General features: G+C 73.2%; 21 protein-coding genes. 14 read left to right on the top strand and 7 right to left on the bottom strand.

Translation table 11 applies throughout. The annotated features are described in order from the left end of the window. Positions 1–176: 176 nt before the first annotated feature. The 4 genes from ACERM0_RS13065 (at position 177) to ACERM0_RS13050 (ending at position 2,991) form a co-directional block, all read left to right on the top strand. A complete protein-coding gene (locus ACERM0_RS13065) occupies positions 177–776 on the top strand; it encodes a hypothetical protein (RefSeq protein ID WP_373679048.1) in 600 nt (199 codons plus the stop codon). A gap of 68 nt (positions 777–844) precedes the next feature. Further along, positions 845–1,279: a hypothetical protein gene (locus ACERM0_RS13060; protein WP_373679047.1), complete on the top strand. Its 435-nt coding sequence runs from the start codon at positions 845–847 to the stop codon at positions 1,277–1,279. Positions 1,280–1,592: 313 nt separating this feature from the next. Then, on the top strand, positions 1,593–2,489 hold the full coding sequence (locus ACERM0_RS13055) for a hypothetical protein (RefSeq protein WP_373679046.1): 897 nt from the start codon (positions 1,593–1,595) through the stop codon (positions 2,487–2,489). 130 nt (positions 2,490–2,619) lie between these two features. Further along, on the top strand, positions 2,620–2,991 hold the full coding sequence (locus ACERM0_RS13050; RefSeq protein ID WP_373679045.1) for a hypothetical protein: 372 nt from the start codon (positions 2,620–2,622) through the stop codon (positions 2,989–2,991). Between the two features lie 119 nt (positions 2,992–3,110). Here the strand turns inward: ACERM0_RS13050 and ACERM0_RS13045 are convergent, their stop codons facing one another. Beyond that, entirely contained in the window at positions 3,111–3,560 is a 450-nt protein-coding gene (locus ACERM0_RS13045) for an SRPBCC domain-containing protein (protein ID WP_373679044.1), read from the bottom strand. A gap of 41 nt (positions 3,561–3,601) precedes the next feature. Beyond that, positions 3,602–4,192: a DinB family protein gene (locus ACERM0_RS13040; protein ID WP_373679043.1), complete on the bottom strand. Its 591-nt coding sequence runs from the start codon at positions 4,190–4,192 to the stop codon at positions 3,602–3,604. 130 nt (positions 4,193–4,322) lie between these two features. Between ACERM0_RS13040 and ACERM0_RS13035 the strand changes: the two genes are divergently transcribed. Further along, positions 4,323–4,814: an SRPBCC family protein gene (locus tag ACERM0_RS13035; RefSeq protein ID WP_373679042.1), complete on the top strand. Its 492-nt coding sequence runs from the start codon at positions 4,323–4,325 to the stop codon at positions 4,812–4,814. Between the two features lie 72 nt (positions 4,815–4,886). Here ACERM0_RS13035 and ACERM0_RS13030 read toward each other — a convergent pair whose 3' ends face one another. Beyond that, positions 4,887–5,303 (bottom strand): VOC family protein, encoded by a 417-nt coding sequence (locus tag ACERM0_RS13030; protein ID WP_373679041.1) that lies wholly within the window; start codon positions 5,301–5,303, stop codon positions 4,887–4,889. A gap of 209 nt (positions 5,304–5,512) precedes the next feature. On the opposite strand from ACERM0_RS13030, the gene ACERM0_RS13025 reads away from it, so the two are divergent. Continuing rightward, entirely contained in the window at positions 5,513–6,352 is an 840-nt protein-coding gene (locus ACERM0_RS13025; protein WP_373679040.1) for a methyltransferase domain-containing protein, read from the top strand. Positions 6,353–6,462: 110 nt separating this feature from the next. Next, the gene (locus ACERM0_RS13020) at positions 6,463–6,846 is read left to right on the top strand and encodes a PH domain-containing protein (protein ID WP_373679039.1); all 384 of its coding nucleotides are present in this window, start codon (positions 6,463–6,465) and stop codon (positions 6,844–6,846) included. 75 nt (positions 6,847–6,921) lie between these two features. Here the strand turns inward: ACERM0_RS13020 and ACERM0_RS13015 are convergent, their stop codons facing one another. Next, a complete protein-coding gene (locus ACERM0_RS13015) occupies positions 6,922–9,510 on the bottom strand; it encodes a serine hydrolase domain-containing protein (RefSeq protein WP_373679038.1) in 2,589 nt (862 codons plus the stop codon). Positions 9,511–9,638: 128 nt separating this feature from the next. Beyond that, on the bottom strand, positions 9,639–10,685 hold the full coding sequence (locus ACERM0_RS13010) for a hypothetical protein (protein ID WP_373679037.1): 1,047 nt from the start codon (positions 10,683–10,685) through the stop codon (positions 9,639–9,641). Positions 10,686–10,902: 217 nt separating this feature from the next. Here ACERM0_RS13010 and ACERM0_RS13005 point away from each other — a divergent pair, with 217 nt between their 5' ends. The 4 genes from ACERM0_RS13005 (at position 10,903) to ACERM0_RS12990 (ending at position 16,569) form a co-directional block, all read left to right on the top strand. Next, positions 10,903–12,192: a phytoene desaturase family protein gene (locus ACERM0_RS13005; RefSeq protein WP_373679036.1), complete on the top strand. Its 1,290-nt coding sequence runs from the start codon at positions 10,903–10,905 to the stop codon at positions 12,190–12,192. Then, complete coding sequence (gene sigJ / locus ACERM0_RS13000) at positions 12,189–13,073, top strand: RNA polymerase sigma factor SigJ (protein ID WP_373679035.1); 885 nt, start codon at positions 12,189–12,191, stop codon at positions 13,071–13,073. Before ACERM0_RS13005 ends, sigJ begins: the two co-directional genes overlap by 4 nt. Positions 13,074–13,708: 635 nt before the next feature. After that, on the top strand, positions 13,709–14,338 hold the full coding sequence (locus ACERM0_RS12995) for an MEDS domain-containing protein (protein WP_373679034.1): 630 nt from the start codon (positions 13,709–13,711) through the stop codon (positions 14,336–14,338). Positions 14,339–14,421: 83 nt separating this feature from the next. Next, a complete protein-coding gene (locus ACERM0_RS12990) occupies positions 14,422–16,569 on the top strand; it encodes a DEAD/DEAH box helicase (RefSeq protein WP_373679033.1) in 2,148 nt (715 codons plus the stop codon). 95 nt (positions 16,570–16,664) lie between these two features. On the opposite strand, the gene ACERM0_RS12985 is transcribed toward ACERM0_RS12990, so the two are convergent. Next, on the bottom strand, positions 16,665–16,892 hold the full coding sequence (locus ACERM0_RS12985) for a DUF1918 domain-containing protein (RefSeq protein WP_373679032.1): 228 nt from the start codon (positions 16,890–16,892) through the stop codon (positions 16,665–16,667). A 126-nt stretch (positions 16,893–17,018) separates the two neighbouring features. Between ACERM0_RS12985 and ACERM0_RS12980 the strand changes: the two genes are divergently transcribed. The 3 genes from ACERM0_RS12980 (at position 17,019) to trxA (ending at position 19,303) form a co-directional block, all read left to right on the top strand. Further along, complete coding sequence (locus ACERM0_RS12980; protein ID WP_373679031.1) at positions 17,019–17,399, top strand: VOC family protein; 381 nt, start codon at positions 17,019–17,021, stop codon at positions 17,397–17,399. A 55-nt stretch (positions 17,400–17,454) separates the two neighbouring features. Next, complete coding sequence (locus ACERM0_RS12975) at positions 17,455–18,576, top strand: alanine racemase (RefSeq protein WP_373679030.1); 1,122 nt, start codon at positions 17,455–17,457, stop codon at positions 18,574–18,576. A 361-nt stretch (positions 18,577–18,937) separates the two neighbouring features. Then, complete coding sequence (trxA, locus tag ACERM0_RS12970) at positions 18,938–19,303, top strand: thioredoxin (RefSeq protein WP_373679029.1); 366 nt, start codon at positions 18,938–18,940, stop codon at positions 19,301–19,303. Between the two features lie 63 nt (positions 19,304–19,366). On the opposite strand, the gene ACERM0_RS12965 is transcribed toward trxA, so the two are convergent. Next, entirely contained in the window at positions 19,367–20,329 is a 963-nt protein-coding gene (locus ACERM0_RS12965) for an NAD-dependent epimerase/dehydratase family protein (protein ID WP_373679028.1), read from the bottom strand. Positions 20,330–20,427: the final 98 nt, after the last annotated feature.

The raw sequence follows: 20,427 nt of genomic DNA, 5'->3' as shown, positions 1-20,427 counted from the left end.
CGAAGGATACGACCCGGCGTGGCGTCGCCCGCTCGTTCTCGAGGAGGAGATCGGCCCTCCGAGAGGACCAGGACGGCACGCCGGTCGGCGGAAGGCAGCGGAGGGTCGGCTCCGTAGCGTCCTCGGGGAGGTGGCCGAGCGGGCTGCCGGTAGACCACGAACGGTGAGGAACTCGCATGCACACGTCCATTCAGAACCTGTCCGACCGCTGCAACCGGCTCGCACGGTGGTCCGGACCCCTCGCGGTGGCCTCGCTGGCCCTCGTCGTGGCAGCCGAGGTCGCCGGGCCCGGCATGGGAAGCCCTGTGGGCGTCGTCGCCGCCGTCCTCGGCCTGCTCGCGGCGACGACGCTGCTGATGGGGATGGTCGGCCTGCACGTCCGGTCGGTCGCCGTCGTGGAAGGACGAGCCGACCGGCCGTTCCTGCTGTTGCTGGCCGGTGGCGCGCTGGCCGCCGGCGGCATGTGGGACCTGGTGTTCACGGTGCCCGTGCTCACCGCCAACGCGCCCGAACTCCTGCAGCAGCAGCACCCCTCGGTCCTGGCGGGCTACCTGATCTCCTACGGCCTGCTCGGGCTCGGCGCACTGCTCTGGACCCTCACGCTGCGGCGGCACGGTGCGATCTCGCGGGCCGACGGGCGCTGGCTCCTCGCCGGCTCCGTGGTGTGCTTCACCCCGCTGCCGACGCGGTTCTTCCTCCTCGCCGTCGCCATCAGCGTGGTCGCGGCCCGGGCGTCACGATCGCCCGCTGGCAACGACGTCGCCGTGGCTGCGTGAGCGCGGGCACCGCGCTGTGCAAGACTCCGCGGCGCTGCGGCCCGGGGAGCCGCCGCCAGGAGTGGCCCATGACGACGCTGCGACCGCCCGACGACCGTCAGCCGGGGTTCAAGCCGGACCCGCTGACCGACGGGCGCTACCGCCGCTGGTGGTCAGGCAGTGCCTGGGGGCACGCGACCCGCCCGGTCGGCGGCCCCACCCTGCACCTCGTCGACCACGAGGGGGCTGCCGAGGTTGCTGCTGGCGCGACGGCGCCGTTCGCGCCGATCGTGCATCGCTCGACCGCGGCGCTGATCCTGGGGCTGCTCGGTGCGCTCTTCGGGTTCTCGGTGCTTCGGGGCGCCGTGCTCGACCTCGGCACGCCACCCGAACAGTTGGTGTTCGGCTGGGGTCTCACGCTGGCGGGCCTGGTGGGGGTCCAGGCCGGCGTCGTCGGCTTCGTCGTGGGCGGGCTCGCCCGCGAGGCACCGACCGCGCCGCTTCCCGAGCCGGGCGGCGGCTGACGCGGCCCGGCACCGCGCCCATACCGCACCCGAACCCCGCCGGCACCGCGCTGCCCCGCAGCCGCGCTCGTCGCAGCACCGATGACGGACGCCGCCCGCGGCGAGCACGGACGAACGCGGAACAGATTCGGGCACGCCGGCCCTGCCGGCGCGAGGTGTCACGGCGCATGCTCGTCACGAGGCACGCAGGAGATGGTCGGATGACGTCAACGACTGCTCCGCACCGCCGACCGGACGGTCTCTTCGTCGTGTCCTGGCCCCACGGCCGACGGACCGGAACCTCGGTCCCGTTCGGGAAGGCAGGTGATCCGACATGACACCGCAGAGCCGTCAACTCTTCCCGTCCCGCGGCGCGGCGCGGACGGCGGTCACGTGGCTGACCGCCGCCGTGGCGCTGCTGGTGGCCGGCGCATCCGCGGCCGGCCTGTTGGTCGGTGGCCTGTACACCGACCCGCCCGCCGTGGCCGTCATGTTCCGCGGCTACGACCTCGTCACGCTCGTGCTGGTGGCGCCGTTGCTCGTACTCACCCTCGTGCCGTCGCTGCGGGACCGGGTGACCACGACCCTGCTGCGGGTCGGGCTGCTGGCCTTCTGCGTCTACGACTACGCCTACTACCTCTTCGGTGCCGAGCTCAACGCGACGCTCCTGGCCCACGTCGCGATCTTCACCGGCAGTCTGTACGCGCTGGTGCTCTCGGTCATGACGCTGGACGTCGCCGCGCTCGCCGAGCACTTCGCTGCCACGACCCCGGTGCGGACGGTGGCCGCCATCCTGGCGCTGCTCGGGGGTGCCCTCGCCGCCATCCAGCTGCTCGGCCTGGCCACCTTCGCGGTCACCGGCGCGGCCCCGCAGGAGCCGTCGCAGCTCGTCGTCCCGCTCACGTTCACCCGCCTGGGCGCCGTGCTGGACCTGGCACTGCTCGTCCCCACCTACCTGCTCGCCGCGGTTCTGCTGTGGCGGCGCCGCGGCGGGGGCTACCTGATCGCCGTGACCGTGCTGGTGGCCGGCCTGCTGCATCAGGCCAGCTACGTGTCCGGGATGCTTTTCCAGCTGGCGGCGGACATTCCGGGAGCGGCGTTCGATCCGGTGGAGCCGGTCATCATCGTGCTGTACCTCGCAGCCGCGGTGCTGCTGCTGGCCAACGTCCGTGGCGACGCCCACCTCCGCGTGCGCGTGTCCGAGCGGGAACCGACCTTGGCGTCGCGGTGACGGCCGGGTCGAATTCAGCGAATCTTCGGGTTCCGAGCCGGAATACGCTCCATTGGCCACACCGACGGGTCCGACCGGACGCCTGGCAGGTGGCCCGCCCCCCGACTCGCCCGACCGCAACCGTGGCCACATGGCCGGGCCATGGTCAGGGTGGCTCCCGGCCCTTCCCTACGGTCGCTGTCGAGCGCTGCACCAACACCAAAGGACCGACATGCGTTCGCACCTGAAGAAGTTCGCTGCCGTTCCGGCTGCGTTGGTACTGGGCCTTGGCGTCGCCGCCTGCGAGGGTGAGGGCGACACCGTGGTCGACGACGCGCCGGACGTCGTCGAGGACGACGCGACCGGTGACGACGCGACCGGTGACGACATGACCGGGGACGACGCCACCGGCGACGACGCCACCGGCGACGACCTCGATGCCGACGCCGACGCCGAGGCGGACGCGGACGCCGACACCGACCTCGAAACCGACACCGACACCGACACGGACACCGACAGCTGATCCGGTCACGCACGAAGACGCCCCGGCCGTCATGGCCGGGGCGTCTTCGCGCGAACCGCCTCCGACGGCCCGACACCGGGGTCGGGGCGCGGAGGCCGATGCCACGCCGTCGCCGTGCCTCAGCCCGCCGCCAGCAGCGTCCGCAGCCGATCCAGGCTGTCGCTCCAGCCGGCTTCGTGCAACGCCCGCCGTGCCTCGGTCGCGAAGGCTTCCTGCTCGACGAAGATCCGGGTCGCGGCACCGCGGGCCGACAAGGTGACGGTCACGACGGTTTCCACGTCGTCCGGGTCCGGCTCCTCGTACCGAAACGTGAACACGAGCCGGTGCGGGGGCGCGACCTCGAGGAACTCGCCCTGCACGTGGAACGGCTCACCCGCCGGCGGTTGCATGGCGAACCGATAGCCACCGCCGACCCGCAGCGCGAGCTCGACCTCGGGCAGGGAGAAGCCATGCGGTCCCCACCATCGGGCGAGCCGGTCGGGTTCGGTGAGCGCCGCGAACACCGCCGCCGGCGGGCCGGGAAGCTCGGTCCGGAGGCGGATCCGCCGGCTGCCCGAGGGCTCTGCCATGTTCGCGCCTCCTCGTGGCCGCGAGCCGGTGGCACAGTCCGTCAGGAGTCGGCGGCGGCGCGGGCCGCTTCCTCGACACGATCGCGGTAGGTCGACCACCAGCCGGCATCACCGTCGGGCAGGTTGCTGACGGCCTCGCGGTGGCCGACCGCGCCGTCGATCAGCTCGCGCACGATGTCGGCGTGTCCAGCGTGCCGGTGGGTCTCGGTGGCGACGTGCACCAGGATCCGGTGCAGGGACACCGGGTTGGCGTCCGTGTGCCACCACGGCACCCGGCCGACGTCGTCGAGAGCCAGCGCCTCGATGGTGGCATCCGCGTGTGCCCACACGCGCCGATACAGCCCCACGACCTGCTCCCGTGACTCTTCCGGCGTCGCCCACAGGTCGGCGTTGAGCTCCGCGTCCTCGTCCATCCACGGCAACGGTTCGGGGAAGGGGCGACCGAACACGAACCCGAAGTAGCCCGCCTCGACGCCCGCGAGGTGTTTGACCATCCCCAGCAGGTTCGTGCCCGTCGGGGTCATCGGTCGGCGCGCGTCGTACTCGCCCAACCCCTCGAGCTTCCAGAGCATCGCCTCGCGCCCGACCTGCAGATACCGCTGCAGATCCGCCTTCGGATCGAACCCACCCACCGTGTCCCCTTCGCCCGGCACGGGCACCCTAACGTCGCGGTCCGTCCGTCGCGGGGGCAGCCCCCGGCCCGAAATCGCCGGCGCGGGGGAGGGCCGAGGTCTAGGGTCGTCGACGGCGAGGAGGTCCGGAATGACGAAGGGCGACACCTACCGCGTGGAGCGCCGCATCCACGTCGACGCGCCGCCGGCCGTGGTCCACGAGCGGGTCGTCGACCTCCACCGCTGGACGTCCTGGTCGCCCTGGGAGGACCTGGACCCCGACCAGGAGCGCAGGTACGGCGGCGCCGAGCAGGGCGTCGGTGCCTGGTACGCCTGGCGTGGCAACCGCAAGGCCGGGCAGGGTCGCATGGAGATCGTCGGCGCCGACGAGTCCACCGTCACGATCGATCTGCAGTTCGTGAAGCCGTTCAAGTCCCGCAGCACCACCGCGTTCGAGCTGCGGCCCGACGGTGACGGCACGCTCGTCACGTGGACGATGACAGGCCCCAACACCGCGATGCTGCGGCTCATGGGCCTGTTCACCTCGATGGACAAGCTGATCGGTCCGGACTTCGAGAAGGGGCTGCAGCGGCTGAAGGCGGACGCCGAGGCAGCCGACGGCTCGACGCCCTCGGCCACCTGACGGGACGTCGGGGCGGCGGTCGAGGCGGCTCGCGGCGGGGCCGAACGCCGCCGCGAGCCGCGCGATCGTGGCTCAGCTCGGTGAGCCGGCGATGTTGACCAGCCACCTGACGCCGAACCGGTCGACGCAGTGGCCGAACGTGTCACCCCATGGCGCCGGCTCCAGCGGCATGACCACCGTGCCGCCGTCGCAGAGGCCGTCCCAGAAGCGACGCAGGGCCTCGTCGTCGTCGCCAGACAGCGAGATGTTGAACGCGCTGCCCTCGTCGAGGTCCATGGAGTCGGGCACGTCGGCCGCCATCAGCACGAGCCCGTGCTCGGTCTCCAGCTGGCTGTGCATGATCTTTTCCGCCTCGGCGGAGTCCTCACTGGCCCCGAAGGACGCGAAGGTGTCCATGGTCAGCTCGCCGCCGAACACCTTCTGGTAGTAGGTCATCACCTCGCGGGTGCGGTCGCGGAAGTTGAGGTACGGGGTGAGTTGCACGGTCACGGGATTGCTCCTTCGGAAACGGCGGTTGCCGACGGGCAGACGGCCGCGAGGGCACGAACTCATCGGTCGCGACCCCGCTGACGGTCCGCGTCGCCATCCTGCTGCCGGCAACGGGCGCGAGCAGGGGCAGGCGTCCGTCTGCAATCGGGTCAGGTGCGCGACGGCCACACACGGCGCATGCTGCGCCAATGCCTTGGAAGTGAGGAGACGTGCCGTCTGGAGCCGCATCGCCATCGGGGTGGGCCGGTGAGCCCTACGCCGCCGCGGCCCGACACCACCGCTCGTTCGACGACTGGTTCGTCGCGCAGCTGCCGCCGGGGCCGTCGGACCGGGTCGTCGACGTGGGGGCCGGCTCGGGCGAGTTCACGGCACGGCTCGCCGAGCTGGTGCCGGACGGCCACGTCATCGGCGTCGAGCCGGATCCGTCGATGCTGGCCGCGGCGCGACGGCACCAACGCGCCAACCTCGAGTTCCGGGCCGGCACCTTCGCGGAGCTCGACGGCGTCTGCGGCAGCGGCGGCGCCGACCTGGTGGTCAGTCGGGCAGTGCTGCACTGGCTGCCGTCCGAGGACCACCTCGACGCCTTCCGCGCGACGTGGCGGACTTTGCGGGCGGGTGGCTGGTTCCACGCCGAGTGGGGCGGTGCCGGCAACGTGCGGCGGCTGCGGTCGGTCCTCGACGAGGTGGCCGACGTCGTGGGCGCAACGCCGACACGCCTCACGTTCCACGACGCCGGCACGGTCCTGGAACTGTTGGAGCAGGCCGGCTTCGAGGTGCCTCCGACCGGGGTGTCGACGATCGCGCAGCGCCGCGGGTTCGACCGCGAGCAACTGCTCGCCTTCGTGCGGACCCAGGCCACCATGGCGTATCGCTTCACCGGCGCGGAGGACCGGGAGCGATTCGTGAGCGAGGTGGTCGCCCGCCTGGACGCATTGCGCCGCCACGACGGCTCGTTCGACCAGACCTTCGTGCGCCTCCACGTGCGGTGCCGACGACCGGGCCGAGCAGCGGCCCCCGGGATCAGAGGCTCGGAGCAGACCGAGGACTAGCATCCGGTCGCTTCCGGGGATCGAGGGGCTGAACCCGGATGCTTCGACGACGCATGGCCGCGCCGCCTGAGCGGTGCTGCCACCGCCCTCACTGCCAAAGGACACCTGCCGTGGCCGAAACCAGTGCGATCCTCTCCTGGACACTCGTCGAGGAGATCCCGATCCCGTCGGACGTGACCGACCTGCTCGTCGACGGCGAGAAGGCGGTTGCCGCCTACAAGACCTTCCGGGACAGCGCCGTGTTCACGACCCGGCGGCTGATCGTCCGCGACGCGCAGGGCTTGCGCGGCAAGAAGGTCGAGATCTACAGCCTGCCCTACTCGGCAATCAACATGTGGTCGTCGGAGAACGCCGCGGGCATGCTCGACTTCAACGCCGAACTGGAACTGTGGACGCGGGCCGGCCACATCAAGGTGAATCTGCACAAGGGTGTCGACGTCCGGCGCCTCGACAAGCTCATCGCCGAGGCCGTGCTGGGCGCCAGCGGCCGCTGAACGTCGCCGGCCGCCGGCGCGCGATCCGACCGCGTGTGGGCGGCCGGATCGGAGCCGACGGCGAGGCCTTCTGGATCAGCCGGCGGGCGGGATGATCACGGTGAGGACCCGGAAGTCCTTCGCGACGGTGCCGTCGGACGCCCGCGCCTCCAGTGCGAGGACGAACGACGTCCCGCTGCCCCCGATCACCGGCTCGGGCAGCAGGTCCGTGACGAGGCTTCCGCAGTCAACGACCGGCTCGTCGGGACCCTGGTCGGACGCCGCGAAGTGACTGCCCTCGCACAGGGCCTCGGGCGCCTGACCGATCTTGGTCATGATCCATCGCAGGCGGGTTCCGTCGAGCACCTCGCCGGTCACGTCGACGGCCGAGCCGGCGAGCTCCACCGCGACGGCGGTGCCACCCGGGCCGCTGGCGATCGGGCCGCCGGCGACGGGGAGCTCGATGGTGGCGACGGCCGGCTGCCAGGGCGTGTCCGGTGCGTCCGGCTCGCCCGGCCCACCCGGCTTCCCGGGTCCACCGGGTCCACCGGGAACACCAGGCCCACCGGGCGGCGTCGTCGGACCCCCCGGCGCAGGGGAGGAGGGGCGACCGCGGCGCGGCGGTTCGCCAGGGCCCCCCTCGACCTGCAGCGCCACCTGTGCGCTGCTGCTGGCCACGCCGTCGGAACCGGTGAACACCAGCGTATGACCGCCCGGCTGGAGGTGGTCGGCCGGGACGGTCGCCACGTGACCGCTCGCCTCGTGCACGACCTCGCCGCCGCGTCGCAGCTCCCACATGACCTGGTCGTCGGCCAGCGTGAAGTGCGTGCCCATCGTGCTGTGGCCGACCAGCAGCAGGTCGGTGTCCGCGGGCACCGACGCGGCGTCGCCAGGGGTGACGATGCTCACCGTCGGCGCGTCGTGGACGACCTCGATCATCACCTCGTCGGTCACCTCGTGGCCGCCGGCGTCCCGTGCGCTGGCTCGCAGCGTGTCTTTCCCGACCGGCACCGCGTCGGTGAACAGGCTCACGGTGCCGTCGGACGGACTCGGGACGGCGTCGATCCGCCGGCCGTCGGGCAGCGACCACGTGACGGGCAGCGCCCGGCCGGTGTGGTCCCGGGCGATCGCTTCCGCGTGGATCTCCTCGCCGAGGCGAAAGGTGCCGCCGTGGCCGGGCTGGGTGATGTCCAGCGTGGGTGCCTCGCCCTGGCACCGGTGCGAGGCCGGGAACAGGTCGAAGTCGGCGGCGACCTCCGCCTCGGCGACCGCGAGCCCGATCGTCCGGAGCAGTTCGACCGGCGGGCTACCGCGCCGGTTGATGTTGACGACGACGTTGATCTCCGCGTCGTCCAGCCCGCCCGGCAGGTACTTGGTCACCCGGGCGCCGCCTCCGCGTGGGGTGGCACCGTTCTTGGTGACGGACGGGGTGGTGTAGCGCTCGTCCCAGCCCAGCACCCACTTCGAGGACAGCTCCGGAACGGCGGGGCTCACCATCGTCGCGGCGGTGTCGAGGTCGAGCAGGCGGCGGTGGTTGCTCGCGACGTCCACGCCACAGACGATGCGGGCCACGTCCTGCGCCGTCGCGGCCCAGCCGCCGGTCGAGGTGCTGATGGCGGGCTCGTCGCGCTCGATGACGTTTTCCGGCAGGGGCGGGATCGGCAGGCCCGACTTCTCGTCGAGGTCGTAGCCCGCCGCGTCGCGTTCGCTCTGCAGGTGCACGACGTCGACGGGGACGACGTCGTGGAGCCCCAGCGGTTGCAGCAGGTTCGCCCGGACGTAGTCGACGTAGGGAACGCCGCTGCGCTCGGCGACCACCTGCCCGAGCAGGCCGAAGCCGTGGTTCGAGTATTCACGGTGGTTGCCGGGACGGAACCGGAATGGACGGGCGGTCGCCCCCGCCATCATGGTCTCGTGCACCTCCGGATAGGTGACGTCGAGTTCGTCCTTGTCGAAGCGGGTCGCGGCGGCCGGCCCGCTGCCGTTGCGCAGGTAGCCAGCGGTGTGGCTCAGTGCGTGGCGGACCTCGACCTCGCTCATCCAGTCCAGGAGCTCGGCGACGTTCGCCTGGTAGTTGCCCTGGGTGAGGTAGGCCGGCAGCCCGGTCGTGTCGTCACCGGGTGCCGGCACCCGGCGCTGGACGGCCTCGGCGGCGACGGCGAGGTAGCGACCCGCATCCTCGAGCACGGCGTCGTTCGCGTGCAGCACGCCGGGCGTGCCCTCCGGGTCGGCGCCCCAGATCGGCGTGGCCGAGGAGCCGTACAGGTGACCGTCGAGGTCGAGCTCGCCCTGCTCGACCAGTTGCAGCGCGGCGATGGCGGTCAGCACCTTGGAGACGCTGCCGATCCGGGTGCGGTGCCACGGTTCCATCTGGCGCCCGCTGTCCAGGTCGGCCACGCCGTAACCCTTCGACAGCACCAGCCGGCCGTTCTTCGTGACGGCCACCGTCGCGCCGGGGATCTGCTGCTCGTCGAGGTACTGCAGCATCACGACGTCGACGGCGGCGCCGATCTGCGGCGCGGCCTCGCCCGAGACGCGCGGAAGCTGTCCGTCCTGGCAGCCGCTGGCGAGCACCGCCGACGCGAGGGCGACCGCGATCGCGATGCCGCGCCGGGCAGGCAGGGAACGGCGCCGGCCGCGGTCCGTGCCGCGGCGGCGCCTCGGGAAGGTCGTGTACGTCGTCATGGGATTCATCGGTCGCTCTCCGTCGTCGCACTGGTCACCAACGGAGAACCTGACGCGCCGGGCAGCGGCGCCTTACAGCCGGGACGCGGCAGCATCGTCCGTTCCACCGCGACGGCGAGTCCTGCCGGTCAGCCGCCGACCTCCGAGACGAACACGGCGGCCAGGCTGGTGGCCACCGGAGCCAGCACCCCGGCGAGCGGTCCCAGGGCACGCAGCGGCGAGACGTCGAGTTGGAGCATCTTGCTCATGCTCGCGCGCCCCTCGTGCCAGGGGTCGCCGGGGATGCCGTCGGGAGGGATCGGGAACGCCTCGTCCACCAACCGGGCGGCGACCCCGCGCCATTCCACGAACGTCGGCACGAACACGATCGCGAACAGCCCCGTGAAGAGCGCGCCGTAGGCGAGGACCCAGTACGACGGGAACGTCTCCGGCGTCGCGGCGCCGGAGCTCAGCAGGGCGTTCCGCAGTGCGCCGGTGCTGACGACGCCCGCGGAGATGCCGATGCTGACGGCGGTGAGGATGCGCTGCGTCAGCCGCCGCAGCCCGACGAGTTGGCTGGCGCAGTGGGCACGGTCCACCTCCGCGCTCGCTGCCGCCGCCGTCGGGGTCGGTTCGGACGCGACGTCCCCGCCCGTCGCGGACGCGGGCACGGCCACCCGCGGAACGAGCGGGAGGAAACGAGCGAACTGGCCGAGCCGCGCCTGCGTGCACCACAATCCCGCGACCGCGGGGAACCCGAGGGCCATGATCAGCCCGACGAGGAAGAGGACCTTGACGCGGGCGGCATGGAGCGGGTTCACCGGGCCACCGCCGGCGAGCGACAGCCCGCCCATCAGGGCGAGGATCAGCAGGCCGTAGCACGAGGCGGCACCCACGAACCAGCCGCGACCCCGATCGGGGAAGACCCTCCGGACCGCCTGACCGACGACCGCCGCGATCACGACCCACAGCGCCACCGTGGCAGCCAGGGCCAGCGCCCAGATGTGGAACTCGACGGTGGCGGCGAACGCCCGGCTCTCCGCGGTCCGGCCGCTCCCGGTACGCAGCAGGACGAACACCCCGACGATCAGCCCGACGAGCACCACCGTGGAGACGGCCGGCCACCAGGCCGACCCGTGCAGGCGCGCGAGGTCGTCGCGCGTGGGCCGGCGGACGGAGGCCACGGCGTCGCGCACCCGTCGACCCCGGCCGGCCGCGCCGGCGGGCGACACCGGTCGAGAACCCACCGCACACCTGCCTCGAAAGGGCTGGCCTCAGCATGGCAGATCGCGGATTCGCGCGAGCGGGTTCGGCGGCGTTCTCGGTCCGGACGCGTCGCGCGGTGGCGTGTCACAGACGCGGTGGGTGCGTCGTCGAAGCGGTGACGGACCCAACGACCCTCGGAGTCGCCCCATGGAGACCCGCCCCGTGATCGTCGTCGGTGGGGGCCTGGCCGGCCTCACCGCCACCTTGCAGCTCGCCCGCGACGGCGTCCCCGTCGTCGCCGTCGACGGCAGCGGCCGACTCGGCGGTCGTGCCCGCTCGACCGTGCGCGGCGGCTTCGCGCTCAACCTCGGCCCGCACGGCCTGGCCCTCGGCGGACCGGGCACGGCCGTGCTGCGGCGCTTGGGCATCGAGCTGCCCGGCCACAGCCCAGCCGTGCACCGCGCGCAGCTGCTGGTCGACGGCGAGCTGGTCGGTCCGCTGCAGCGCCGCCGCGGCGCCGGCGGGTTGCGCACGCTCGCGGCGATCGGGCGGATGGCCGCGGAGACCCGGCACGGGGACCCTGAGGGCAGCGTGCGCGACTGGCTGGAGCGCCGGATCCCCGACCGCCGCGCCCGCGCGACCGCGACCGTGGTGGCACGCCTGGCGACCTACTCGGACTCCCTCGACGAGCAGGGCGCCGACGTGATGGCCGAGGCGATCCGCGGCGGGGGCGTGCGCTACCTCGACGGTGGCTGGGGGGCGCTCGTCGAGCGGCTGCGCCGGGCGGCGCTCGCCGCCGGCGCCGAGCTGCGGACCGGCGCCGGCGTCCAGCAGGTGCGGCGCGCAGCCGCCGGCGGGTGGGAGGTCGTCCTGCGCGACGGTGAGGTGCTCGACGCCGCGGCCGTGCTCGTCGCCGTCGGGGGTCCCGCGGACGTGGCGAGATTGCTGACGGGGCAGGAGCGGCAGACCGTCGACGGCTGGGCCGGGCGCGCCGCCGCGGTGCACATGGCCTGCCTCGACGTCGCCCTGGCCCACCGCCCCGCGGGCCACTCGCTGGTGCTGGGCGTCGACGAGCCGCTGTACCTCTCCGTCCAGTCCGACCACAGCCGCATCGCCCCCGCGGGCGGCGCGGTCGTCCAGGTCGCCCGGTTCCTGCGCATCGGCGAGCGCGCCCCGGCGGACACCCGCGCCTGCCTCGAGGCACTGCTGGACCAGGTGCTGCCGGGCTGGCGGGACGAGGTGGTCCACGCCCGCTACCTGCCCGGCCTCACCGTCACCAACGACGGCGGGCTGGCCGCCAACGGCGGACGGCGCGGCCGGCCCGGTCCCGAGGTGCCCGGCGCGCCGGGGCTGTACGTCGCCGGCGACTGGGTCGGCACCCGTGGCAACCTGTCACAGGCGAGCCTCGTCAGCGCGTCGTCGGCGGCCACGGCGATCGCGCAACGGCGCGCCGCCGGCACCACGGCACGGCGACAGCAGGAGGAGCAGGCGGCGTGACGAGCCTGGAGGTGGCGGTCCACGAGCATCGTTCGGCGCTGCTCGGGCTGGCCTACCGCCTCCTCGGCTCGGTCAGCGAGGCGGAGGACGCCGTGCAGGAGGCGTTCCTGCGGCTGGAGCGCCACGGCACGGATGGCATCGACAACGTCGGTGGCTGGCTGAACCGCACCACCTCGCGGATCTGCCTCGACCGGTTGACGTCGGCGCAGGCCCGACGGGAGGTCTACGTGGGACCCTGGCTGCCCGAACCGTTGGAGTCGTCCGGCGACCCCGGCGATCCCGTCGAGCTGGCGGAGTCGGTGTCGATGGCGTTCCTCGTCGTGCTGGAGTCGCTCAGCCCGGCGGAGCGGGTCGCGTTCCTGCTCCACGACGTGTTCGGCTACGACCACGCCGAGTTGGCCGCGATCCTCGACCGCAGCGAAGCGGCCTGCCGGCAGCTGGTGTCGCGTGCCCGCAAACAGGTCGAGGCCCGCCGTCCACGCTTCGAGCCCGACCCGAGCGTGCGCGCCGAGGTGGCGGGCCGCTTCCTCGAGGCCTGCCGGACCGGTGACCTGCAGGCCCTGCTGTCCACGCTGGCGCCCGACGTCGTCCTGCGCTCGGACGGGGGCGGGAAGGTCTCGGCGGCGCGCCGACCGGTCGAGGGCGCCGAGCGGGTGATGCGCTTCTTCGAAGGACTGGCCCGCCAGGCACCGTCCGATGTCGTGCTGGAAACGCGCTGGTACAACGGCACGCCCGGGTTGGTCGTCGGCGTGGCGGACGGGTCGCTGCTCGTCGTGTTCGTCCTCGACGTCGCCGACGGTGCCGTGCGCAGCATCGAGGCGATACGCAACCCGGACAAGCTCGCCCACCTGGGTCCGGTCCGCTCAGCCACCGGGCCGTGAGGGCCCGGGGGGCCGTGAGCGGTCGTGGTCACGGCGGCGTCGGGAACCGCGGCAGGTGGGTTCGCCGGAGCGTGAACAGGGTCGTCTCTGCACGAGCAGCAACGCGGCCCGAGCATGGACTGCGGTCCTCGGGCCTGTCCAGCGTGGTGACACACCGGTGCGCTTCAGCTGGCGACCGGCGCCCGCTCGACGGCGCGCCCGGCTAGCCCTCAGGAGATCTTCAGTGGCATCGGGCGCTACGTCCAGCACGCCGCCCTAGCCTCACCCGCGGGAGAACCGAGCGGCTCCTTGGTCAGGGTCTCGGCACGTGCCTCGGGGACGAGGTGCACGTTCTCCTCCGGCCGCTCGTGTCTCCCCCGTCACGAGCGGCCGGCTTGTGTCCGCCGGCGCCGCATCGGCAGCGGGGACCGCCGGCCCCGCGGACCGTCGGCCGTCCGCCACGCACCGTCGGTCGTCCGGCGGACCGTTGGCCGCCCGCGCGCGGTGGCGGCATCCGGGCGTTCGCAACCGGTCGACGGTTTCCACGATTCCCGTTTCGTCCGACCTGTCCGACGGCTAGGGTCCGCCCCGCACGGGCTGCGACCTCGTTGACGGCGTCTCACCGACGTCGTCGCGGGGGGTGCTGGGAGGTCGCCATGCCGTCCGCACACGCGCTGGCTCCGCAAGGGCGGGCCAGCCATCTCGTCGGCTTCTACGAGTCGGACGACTTCCTCGCCGAGGCGGTCGCGGACTTCCTCGCTCCGGCCCTGCTGGCCGACGGCATCGCGCTGGTGATCGCGACCGCCGACCACCGCGCCCGCTTCGCGGCGGCAATGCACGATCGGGTCGCGGCGGCGGGGCTCGTGGTCGATCCGGAACGGCTGGTGCTGCTGGACGCGCAGGCCACGCTGGCCACCCTGGAAGTGGACGGCGCGCTCGACCCCGACCGGTTCGACACGGTCGTGGCCGGCCACATCGAACGGTTGGTGGCGACGGGCCGATCCGTGCACATCTACGGCGAGATGGTCGCGCTGCTGCACGCGAACGAGCGGGCCCTCGAGGCGCTGGTGCTCGAGGACCTGTGGAACCGGCAGGGCCTGCGCCACCACTTCGAGTTGCTCTGCGGCTACCCGCTCCACCTGTTCGACGGCGACGGCAGCGCCGGGACGTTCCAGGCCGTGTGCGAGCGGCACACCGGGGTCACGAACGAGTCCTACGCCGGGCTGCTCGAGACGAGATCGGCCCGCACCGGCGCCGTCGTCCTCGACCGCGAGACGCGCCGCTGATCCACAGGCGGCGGGCGCGCGGATGTGCGCCATGCGGGACGAGGGCGCATCATGCCCGCTCCACGACGAGGACGCCGAACGACGTGCCGACCACCCAGGACGCTGCCGCCCTGCTGCGCGAGCTCGCCGGCCTGGATGCGACGCTGCGCGCCGACCAGGACCGCGCCATCGACGCGTTGGTCGACCGGCGCGAGCGGGTGCTGGTGGTGCAGCGCACCGGCTGGGGCAAGTCCGCGGTCTACTTCATCGCCACCCGGCTGCTGCGCGAACAGGGGGCCGGACCGACCTTGATCGTCTCGCCGTTGCTGGCGCTCATGCGTGACCAGCTGGCCGCCGCACGGCGGATGGGGTTGCGGGCGGAGACCGTGAACTCCACCAACGTCGACGACTGGCACACGATCGAGCGGGAGGTCGCCGCCGGCGAGGTCGACCTGCTGCTCGTGTCGCCGGAGCGGCTCAACCACCCCCGGTTCCGGGCGGAGATCCTGGACCGGCTCGTCGCCAGCATCGGGATGCTCGTCATCGACGAGGCGCACTGCATCTCCGACCACGGCCACGACTTCCGCCCCGACTACCGACGGCTCCGCGACGTGCTGGACCAGCTGGCCGCCGCCCGCACCGCGGCCGTGCCGGTCCTGGCGTGCACCGCGACGGCCACCGACCGGGTCGTCACGGACGTCGCCGACCAGCTCGCGCGCCGCCCGGACGGCGAGCCCGTGCCGGTCACCGTGCTCCGTGGCGCCCTGGCGCGCGACACGCTCGGCCTGCACGTGGTCGACCTCTCCAGCCACGAGCAGCGCCTGGCCTGGATCGCCGGCTACCTCGCCGACCATGCGCCGTCGGGCCGCGCCGGCATCGTCTACACGCTCACCGTTGCGGAGGCCGACCGTGTCGCGGCGTTCCTCACCGAAGCCGGCCACGACGTCGCCGCCTACACCTCCCAGCTCGACGCCGAACAGCGCGCACAGCTCGAGGATGCTCTGAAGGCCAACCAGCTCGCCGGGGTCGTGGCCACCACGGCGCTGTCGATGGGCTACGACAAACCCGACCTGGGGTTCGTGATCCACCTCGGGGCGCCCTCGTCGCCGGTCGCCTACTACCAGGCCATCGGCCGGGCCGGCCGCGGCGGGCACGACACCGACATCGTCGTCCTGCCGACGCCGGCCGACGAGCGACTGTGGCACCACTTCGACGTCGCCGGGATCCCGACGCAGGCCGAGGTGGACCAGATCGTCGCCGCCCTGGACGGGTCGACGCCGCGCAGCCTGCCGTCGCTGGAGACGGCGGTGAACGTCCGCCGCAGCCGCCTCGAGCTGCTGCTGAAGGTGCTCGACGTGGAAGGCGTGGTCGCGCGGGTGGAGGGCGGCTACGTCGCCACCGGCCGACCCTACCGCCACGACGACGCCCGGTACCGGCGCCTGCTCGACGGCCGGCGGGCGGAGCACGAGGTGATGCGCCGCTACCTCGACCCGGCCACGACCCAGTGCAGCATGCAGCTGCTGACGGCCGCCCTGGACGATCCGGCCGCCGAGCCGTGCGGGCGGTGTGGGCGTTGCACGGGCCGCCCCCTGGCGGTCGAGTTGGACGACAGGGTCCTCGACCTCGCCCGCCGCCACGTCCGCGACCGCGAACTGCCGGTGATGCCGCGGCGGCGCTGGCCGTCCGGACTGGACCGGCTCGGCCACGACCGGCGCGGGAACATTCCCAAGGACGTGCAGGCAGCGACGGGCCGGGCCCTGGCCGGTGCCGACGCCTCCGGCTACGGGCAGCAGGTGGCCGAGCTCCTGGAGCTCGTCCGGTCGGGCCAGGACGATCAACTCACCACCGGTGCGGCGTTCGGCGAGGCCGTCGACGGGCTCGTGGCGCTGCTGGCGCGCTGGGACTGGCCGCGGCGCCCGCAGTCGATCGTGACCGTCCCGTCGCGGACCTACGGGACGCTGACCCGGGCGGTCGCGGACCGGCTCGGCGAACTCGGCCGCCTGTCGGTCCATCACGACGTGTTGGAGGCCGCCGACACCCCGCCACAGGACCAGTTCGCCAACTCCGCGTTCCAAGCCGCCAACGCGCTCGACACGCTACGGCTGGCCGGCCCGGTTCCCTCCGGTCCGGTGCTACTCGTGGACACCTTGACGCGCTCGGGCTGGACCCTGACCGTCGCCGGCGTGCTGCTCGCCGAGGCCGGTGCCGGGCCGGTCCTGCCGTTGGTGCTGTCGTCCCGGACGGCGAGTTGACGCGCCGGTAGGCACCGCCCACGTCCGACCGCGACGCCGGCACGGGCGCGCCGGCCCGTCGGCGCAGGACGACGGGCCGGCCCACGTCGCGACGATCAGCGCTCGGTGCCCGTGCCGCCGGCGTCCGCCTCGCTGCCGGCCGCGTGTTCGCGGACGCGCACGTTGCCGCCGCTCGGCATGAACACCGACGTGTGCCCGTCCTCCCACCGAACCTCGACGCGGAGGGGGTCCTGCTGGAGGACCCGCTCGACGACCCCGCTGCGGTGGGGCTGTTCGACCTTGTTGGACACCACCTCGATGGCGTCACCCGACTGCAGTTCCATGTCCACCTCCCCGTACGACACGACAAAGCGTGCGTCGCGCCGACCCGGGTCGCAAGAGGCGGGCCCCCCACCCGGCGGCAGGGTCCCGCCCGCGCGCGCCGTCCGGCCGCCGACTAGCCTCATGGCATGGCCGAGATCGCGCGACTGAGTCTGTTCGCCCTCGACTGCCCCGATGCGCGGGCGCTGGCGGAGTTCTACAGCCAGTTGACGGGCTGGCCGGTCGACGACGACGGCGGGGGCGACGCCGACTGGGTCGAGCTGCGCAGCGACGGCGGGATCACGCTGGCGTTCCAGCAGGTCGAGGACTACCGGGCGCCGAACTGGCCCAGCACGGACCGGCCGCAACAGGCCCACGTCGATTTCGACGTGCCCGACCTCGACGAGGGTGAGCGTCGCGTGCTGGCCATCGGCGCCCGCAAGGCCGAGTACCAGCCGGGCGAGACCTTCCGCGTCTACCTCGACCCGGTCGGCCACCCGTTCTGCCTCGTGCTGAACCGCGACGCGTGAGCCGCCCGACGATCACGCGCGAACACACGCACCCGGCCCGCCGCAGGAGCCGCCCGTGCCGCTGACCGACCTCGACGGGAGCATCGTCGCGCCGCGACTTCCCCACGGGCTGGACACCCCCGAGGTGGTCGTCGACCTCGACCGGGTCGATGCGAACATCGCGCGGATGCAAGCGCTGTTGGACAACCGCGGCGTCGCGTTGCGACCGCATGCGAAGACCCACAAGAGCCCCTTCTTCGCCCGACGGCAGCTTGCCGCCGGCGCGGTCGGCATGACCGTGGCGGTGCTCGGCGAGGCGGAGGTGCTGGCCGACGGCGGCGCCGAGGACGTGTTCGTGGCCTACCCGGTGTGGGCGGTGGGGGAGAAGGCCCGCCGGCTGCGGGCGCTCGCCGGTCGGGTGCAGCTGTCGGTGGGCGTCGACTCGGTCGAGGGCGCCGCGCAACTCGGGCGGGCGCTCGCCGGCGCCGCGGACCGACCCGAGGTCCTGATCGAAGTGGACTCCGGTGAGGGGCGCACCGGCACCAGCCCGGACCGGGTCGCCGAGGTGGCACGCGCCGTCGCGGACGCTCGCCTGCCGCTCGCCGGCGTGTTCACCCACGGCGGGCACGCCTATCGCGGCCCGGAACGTGTCAGCGGCGCCGCGCGGGACGAACAGTCGACCCTCGCGGCTGCCCTGGCCGCCCTGGACGCGGCCGACTTCGAGGTGCGCGTCGTCAGCGCGGGATCCACGCCCACGGCCGTCGACGCCTCCGCGCAGCCGATCACCGAGGAACGGCCCGGCACCTACGTCTTCGGGGACCGCCAGCAGGTCAACCTGCGCGGCTCCGACCCGGCGACCGTGGCTTTGGCCGTGGCGGCGACGGTGGTCAGCACCGCGGTGCCCGGCGGCTGCGTGCTGGACGCCGGCGCCAAGGCGCTCGCCAAGGACAAGCCGGGCTGGCTCGACGGCCACGGGGTGATCCCGGCGCTGCCCGGCGCGACGATCACGTCCGTCTACGACCACCACGCGGTCGTCTCGCTGCCCGACGACCTGCCGCCACCGGCGGTCGGCGACGTGGTCGCGGTGGTGCCCAACCACGTCTGTCCGGTCGTGAACCTGACCGACGAACTCGTCGTGACCCGGGACGGCGCCGCCGTCCAGCGTGTCCCCGTCGCCGCCCGCGGCCGCACCAGCTGAGCACGCGGCAGCCGCTCCCAAGGCGGTCGCTGCCTCGACCGTGGGCGGAGGCCGTGTCGGAGGTGTGCCGCACGGTCGGTCCAGCGTCGCACCGGTGCGCCACTGGCTCGACCGTGCGTCACCACTCCGACCGTGCGTCGCTGTCACGACCGTGCGTCGCTGCCTCGACCGTGCGTCGCTGCCTCGACCGTGCGTCGCTGCCTCGACAGCGAGGGGCGGGTGCGCCGGATGGCGGGCTGCGTGCGGTACGCCCGCCCGCGGGCGGCCGTGGCCCGGAGCCCGGAATGGCCCGCCGCGGTCCGGCGTTCTCACTGGGGACCGGCCGGACTCCGGCCACCCCCCGACCGTTTCAGGAGCCTTCGTGGCGACCGTCGAACTGACCGCTGACAACTTCCAGCAGACCATCGACGACAACGAGATCGTCCTGGTCGACTTCTGGGCCGAGTGGTGCGGACCCTGCCGCATGTTCGGCCCCATCTACGAGGAGACCTCCGAGGACCACCCCGACCTGGTGTTCGGCAAGGTCGACACCGAGGCGCAGCAGCTGCTCGCCGCCCAGTTCAACATCCAGTCGATCCCGACGCTGATGATCATCCGCGACCGGGTCGTGCTGTTCTCGCAGCCGGGTGCGCTGCCCGGCGCGGCCCTCGAGGACCTCGTCCGCCAGGTCCGCGAGTTGGACATGGACGAGATCAAGCGCGAGATCGCCGAGCAGCAGAGCGCCTGAACGCCCAATCACCGCGACGTCGCGACGGCGGCCACCTGACGCCAGGTGGCCGCCGTTCGACGTTCAGGACGGGCCCGGCGTCAGCTGCGCGACGTCGTCGTGCTGGGCCCGGAACCAGCGCACGGTGTCGGCCAACGCGGCCGGGAAGTCGTCTTGCGGCAGATCCGGCACCAGTGCGCGCAGCAGCCGGTTGTCCGCCTGCGAATGGCGGACGTCACCTGGACGTTCCTCGCGGTGCTCGACCGGCAGCGGGCCGAAGTGCTCCTCCAGCAGCCCGGCGAGCTCGTTGATGGACCGTCGCGTGCCGAAGGCGAGGTTCACCGGACCGATGTGCACCAGGCGCCGGCGCAGCGCGGTCTCCAGCACGCCGGTCAGGGCGTGGACGGAGATGAAGTCGCGGGTCTGCTCGCCGTCGCCGTAGATGGTCAGCGGCCGGCCCGCGAGCGCGGCGTCCACGAAGGCCGGCACGACCGCCGCGTAGGCGTGGTCGGCTGGTTGCAGCGGGCCGAACACGTTGAAGAACCGGAAGGTCAGCACCGGCAGCCCGTAGCTGCTCGCATGCGACCGGGCCAGCCCCTCGCCGGCCAGCTTGGAGGCGGCGTACGGGCTGGCCGGGGCCGGTGGCAGCTCCTCGCTGACCGGCATCGTCGTCGGTGAGCCGTAGACCGCTGCCGACGACGGCCACACGACGTGCAGGTCGCCGTGCCGTCGCGCCGCCTCGAACACCCGGAGCGTGCCGGTCGCGTTGACCTCGTGGGTGTCGACCGGGTCCGCGACCGACTCCGGCACGGACACGCGCGCGGCGAGGTGCACGACCGCGTCCGCGCCGGCGACGACCTCGTCCAGCGCTGCCTCGTCGCGGACGTCGCCGACGACGAGCCGCGTCCGCGGCAGCTCCTCGAGGTAGGCGCGCCTCCCGCTGGACAGGTCGTCCAGCACGCTCACCTCGACGTCCGATGCGGCGACCAGGCGCCGGACCAGGTTCGCGCCGATGAAGCCGGCGCCCCCCGTGACGGTGATCCTCACGACCCCTCCTCGCGTTCCGTTGTCCCAGGCCCCGCGAGGCCCGTGTCCCCGGCCGGCCGCAACGAGCGACGAGGGTACGGACCGGCGCGGCCCGTACC

Source organism: Egicoccus sp. AB-alg2, assembly GCF_041821065.1.
GTDB lineage: Bacteria > Actinomycetota > Nitriliruptoria > Nitriliruptorales > Nitriliruptoraceae > Egicoccus.
The sequence above is the reverse complement of the archived record's forward strand: the minus strand, read 5'-3'. Positions and strand labels throughout refer to the sequence as shown.

Bases quoted from the DNA above. Each gene is read 5' to 3' on its own strand.
- ACERM0_RS13065 (WP_373679048.1), top strand. From the start codon at position 177: ATGCACACGTCCATTCAGAACCTGTCCGACCGCTGCAACCGGCTCGCA.
- ACERM0_RS13060 (WP_373679047.1), top strand. From the start codon at position 845: ATGACGACGCTGCGACCGCCCGACGACCGTCAGCCGGGGTTCAAGCCG.
- ACERM0_RS13055 (WP_373679046.1), top strand. From the start codon at position 1,593: ATGACACCGCAGAGCCGTCAACTCTTCCCGTCCCGCGGCGCGGCGCGG.
- ACERM0_RS13050 (WP_373679045.1), top strand. From the start codon at position 2,620: ATGGCCGGGCCATGGTCAGGGTGGCTCCCGGCCCTTCCCTACGGTCGC.
- ACERM0_RS13045 (WP_373679044.1), bottom strand. From the start codon at position 3,560: ATGGCAGAGCCCTCGGGCAGCCGGCGGATCCGCCTCCGGACCGAGCTT.
- ACERM0_RS13035 (WP_373679042.1), top strand. From the start codon at position 4,323: ATGACGAAGGGCGACACCTACCGCGTGGAGCGCCGCATCCACGTCGAC.
- ACERM0_RS13015 (WP_373679038.1), bottom strand. From the start codon at position 9,510: ATGACGACGTACACGACCTTCCCGAGGCGCCGCCGCGGCACGGACCGC.
- ACERM0_RS13005 (WP_373679036.1), top strand. From the start codon at position 10,903: ATGGAGACCCGCCCCGTGATCGTCGTCGGTGGGGGCCTGGCCGGCCTC.
- ACERM0_RS12995 (WP_373679034.1), top strand. From the start codon at position 13,709: ATGCCGTCCGCACACGCGCTGGCTCCGCAAGGGCGGGCCAGCCATCTC.
- ACERM0_RS12985 (WP_373679032.1), bottom strand. From the start codon at position 16,892: ATGGAACTGCAGTCGGGTGACGCCATCGAGGTGGTGTCCAACAAGGTC.
- ACERM0_RS12980 (WP_373679031.1), top strand. From the start codon at position 17,019: ATGGCCGAGATCGCGCGACTGAGTCTGTTCGCCCTCGACTGCCCCGAT.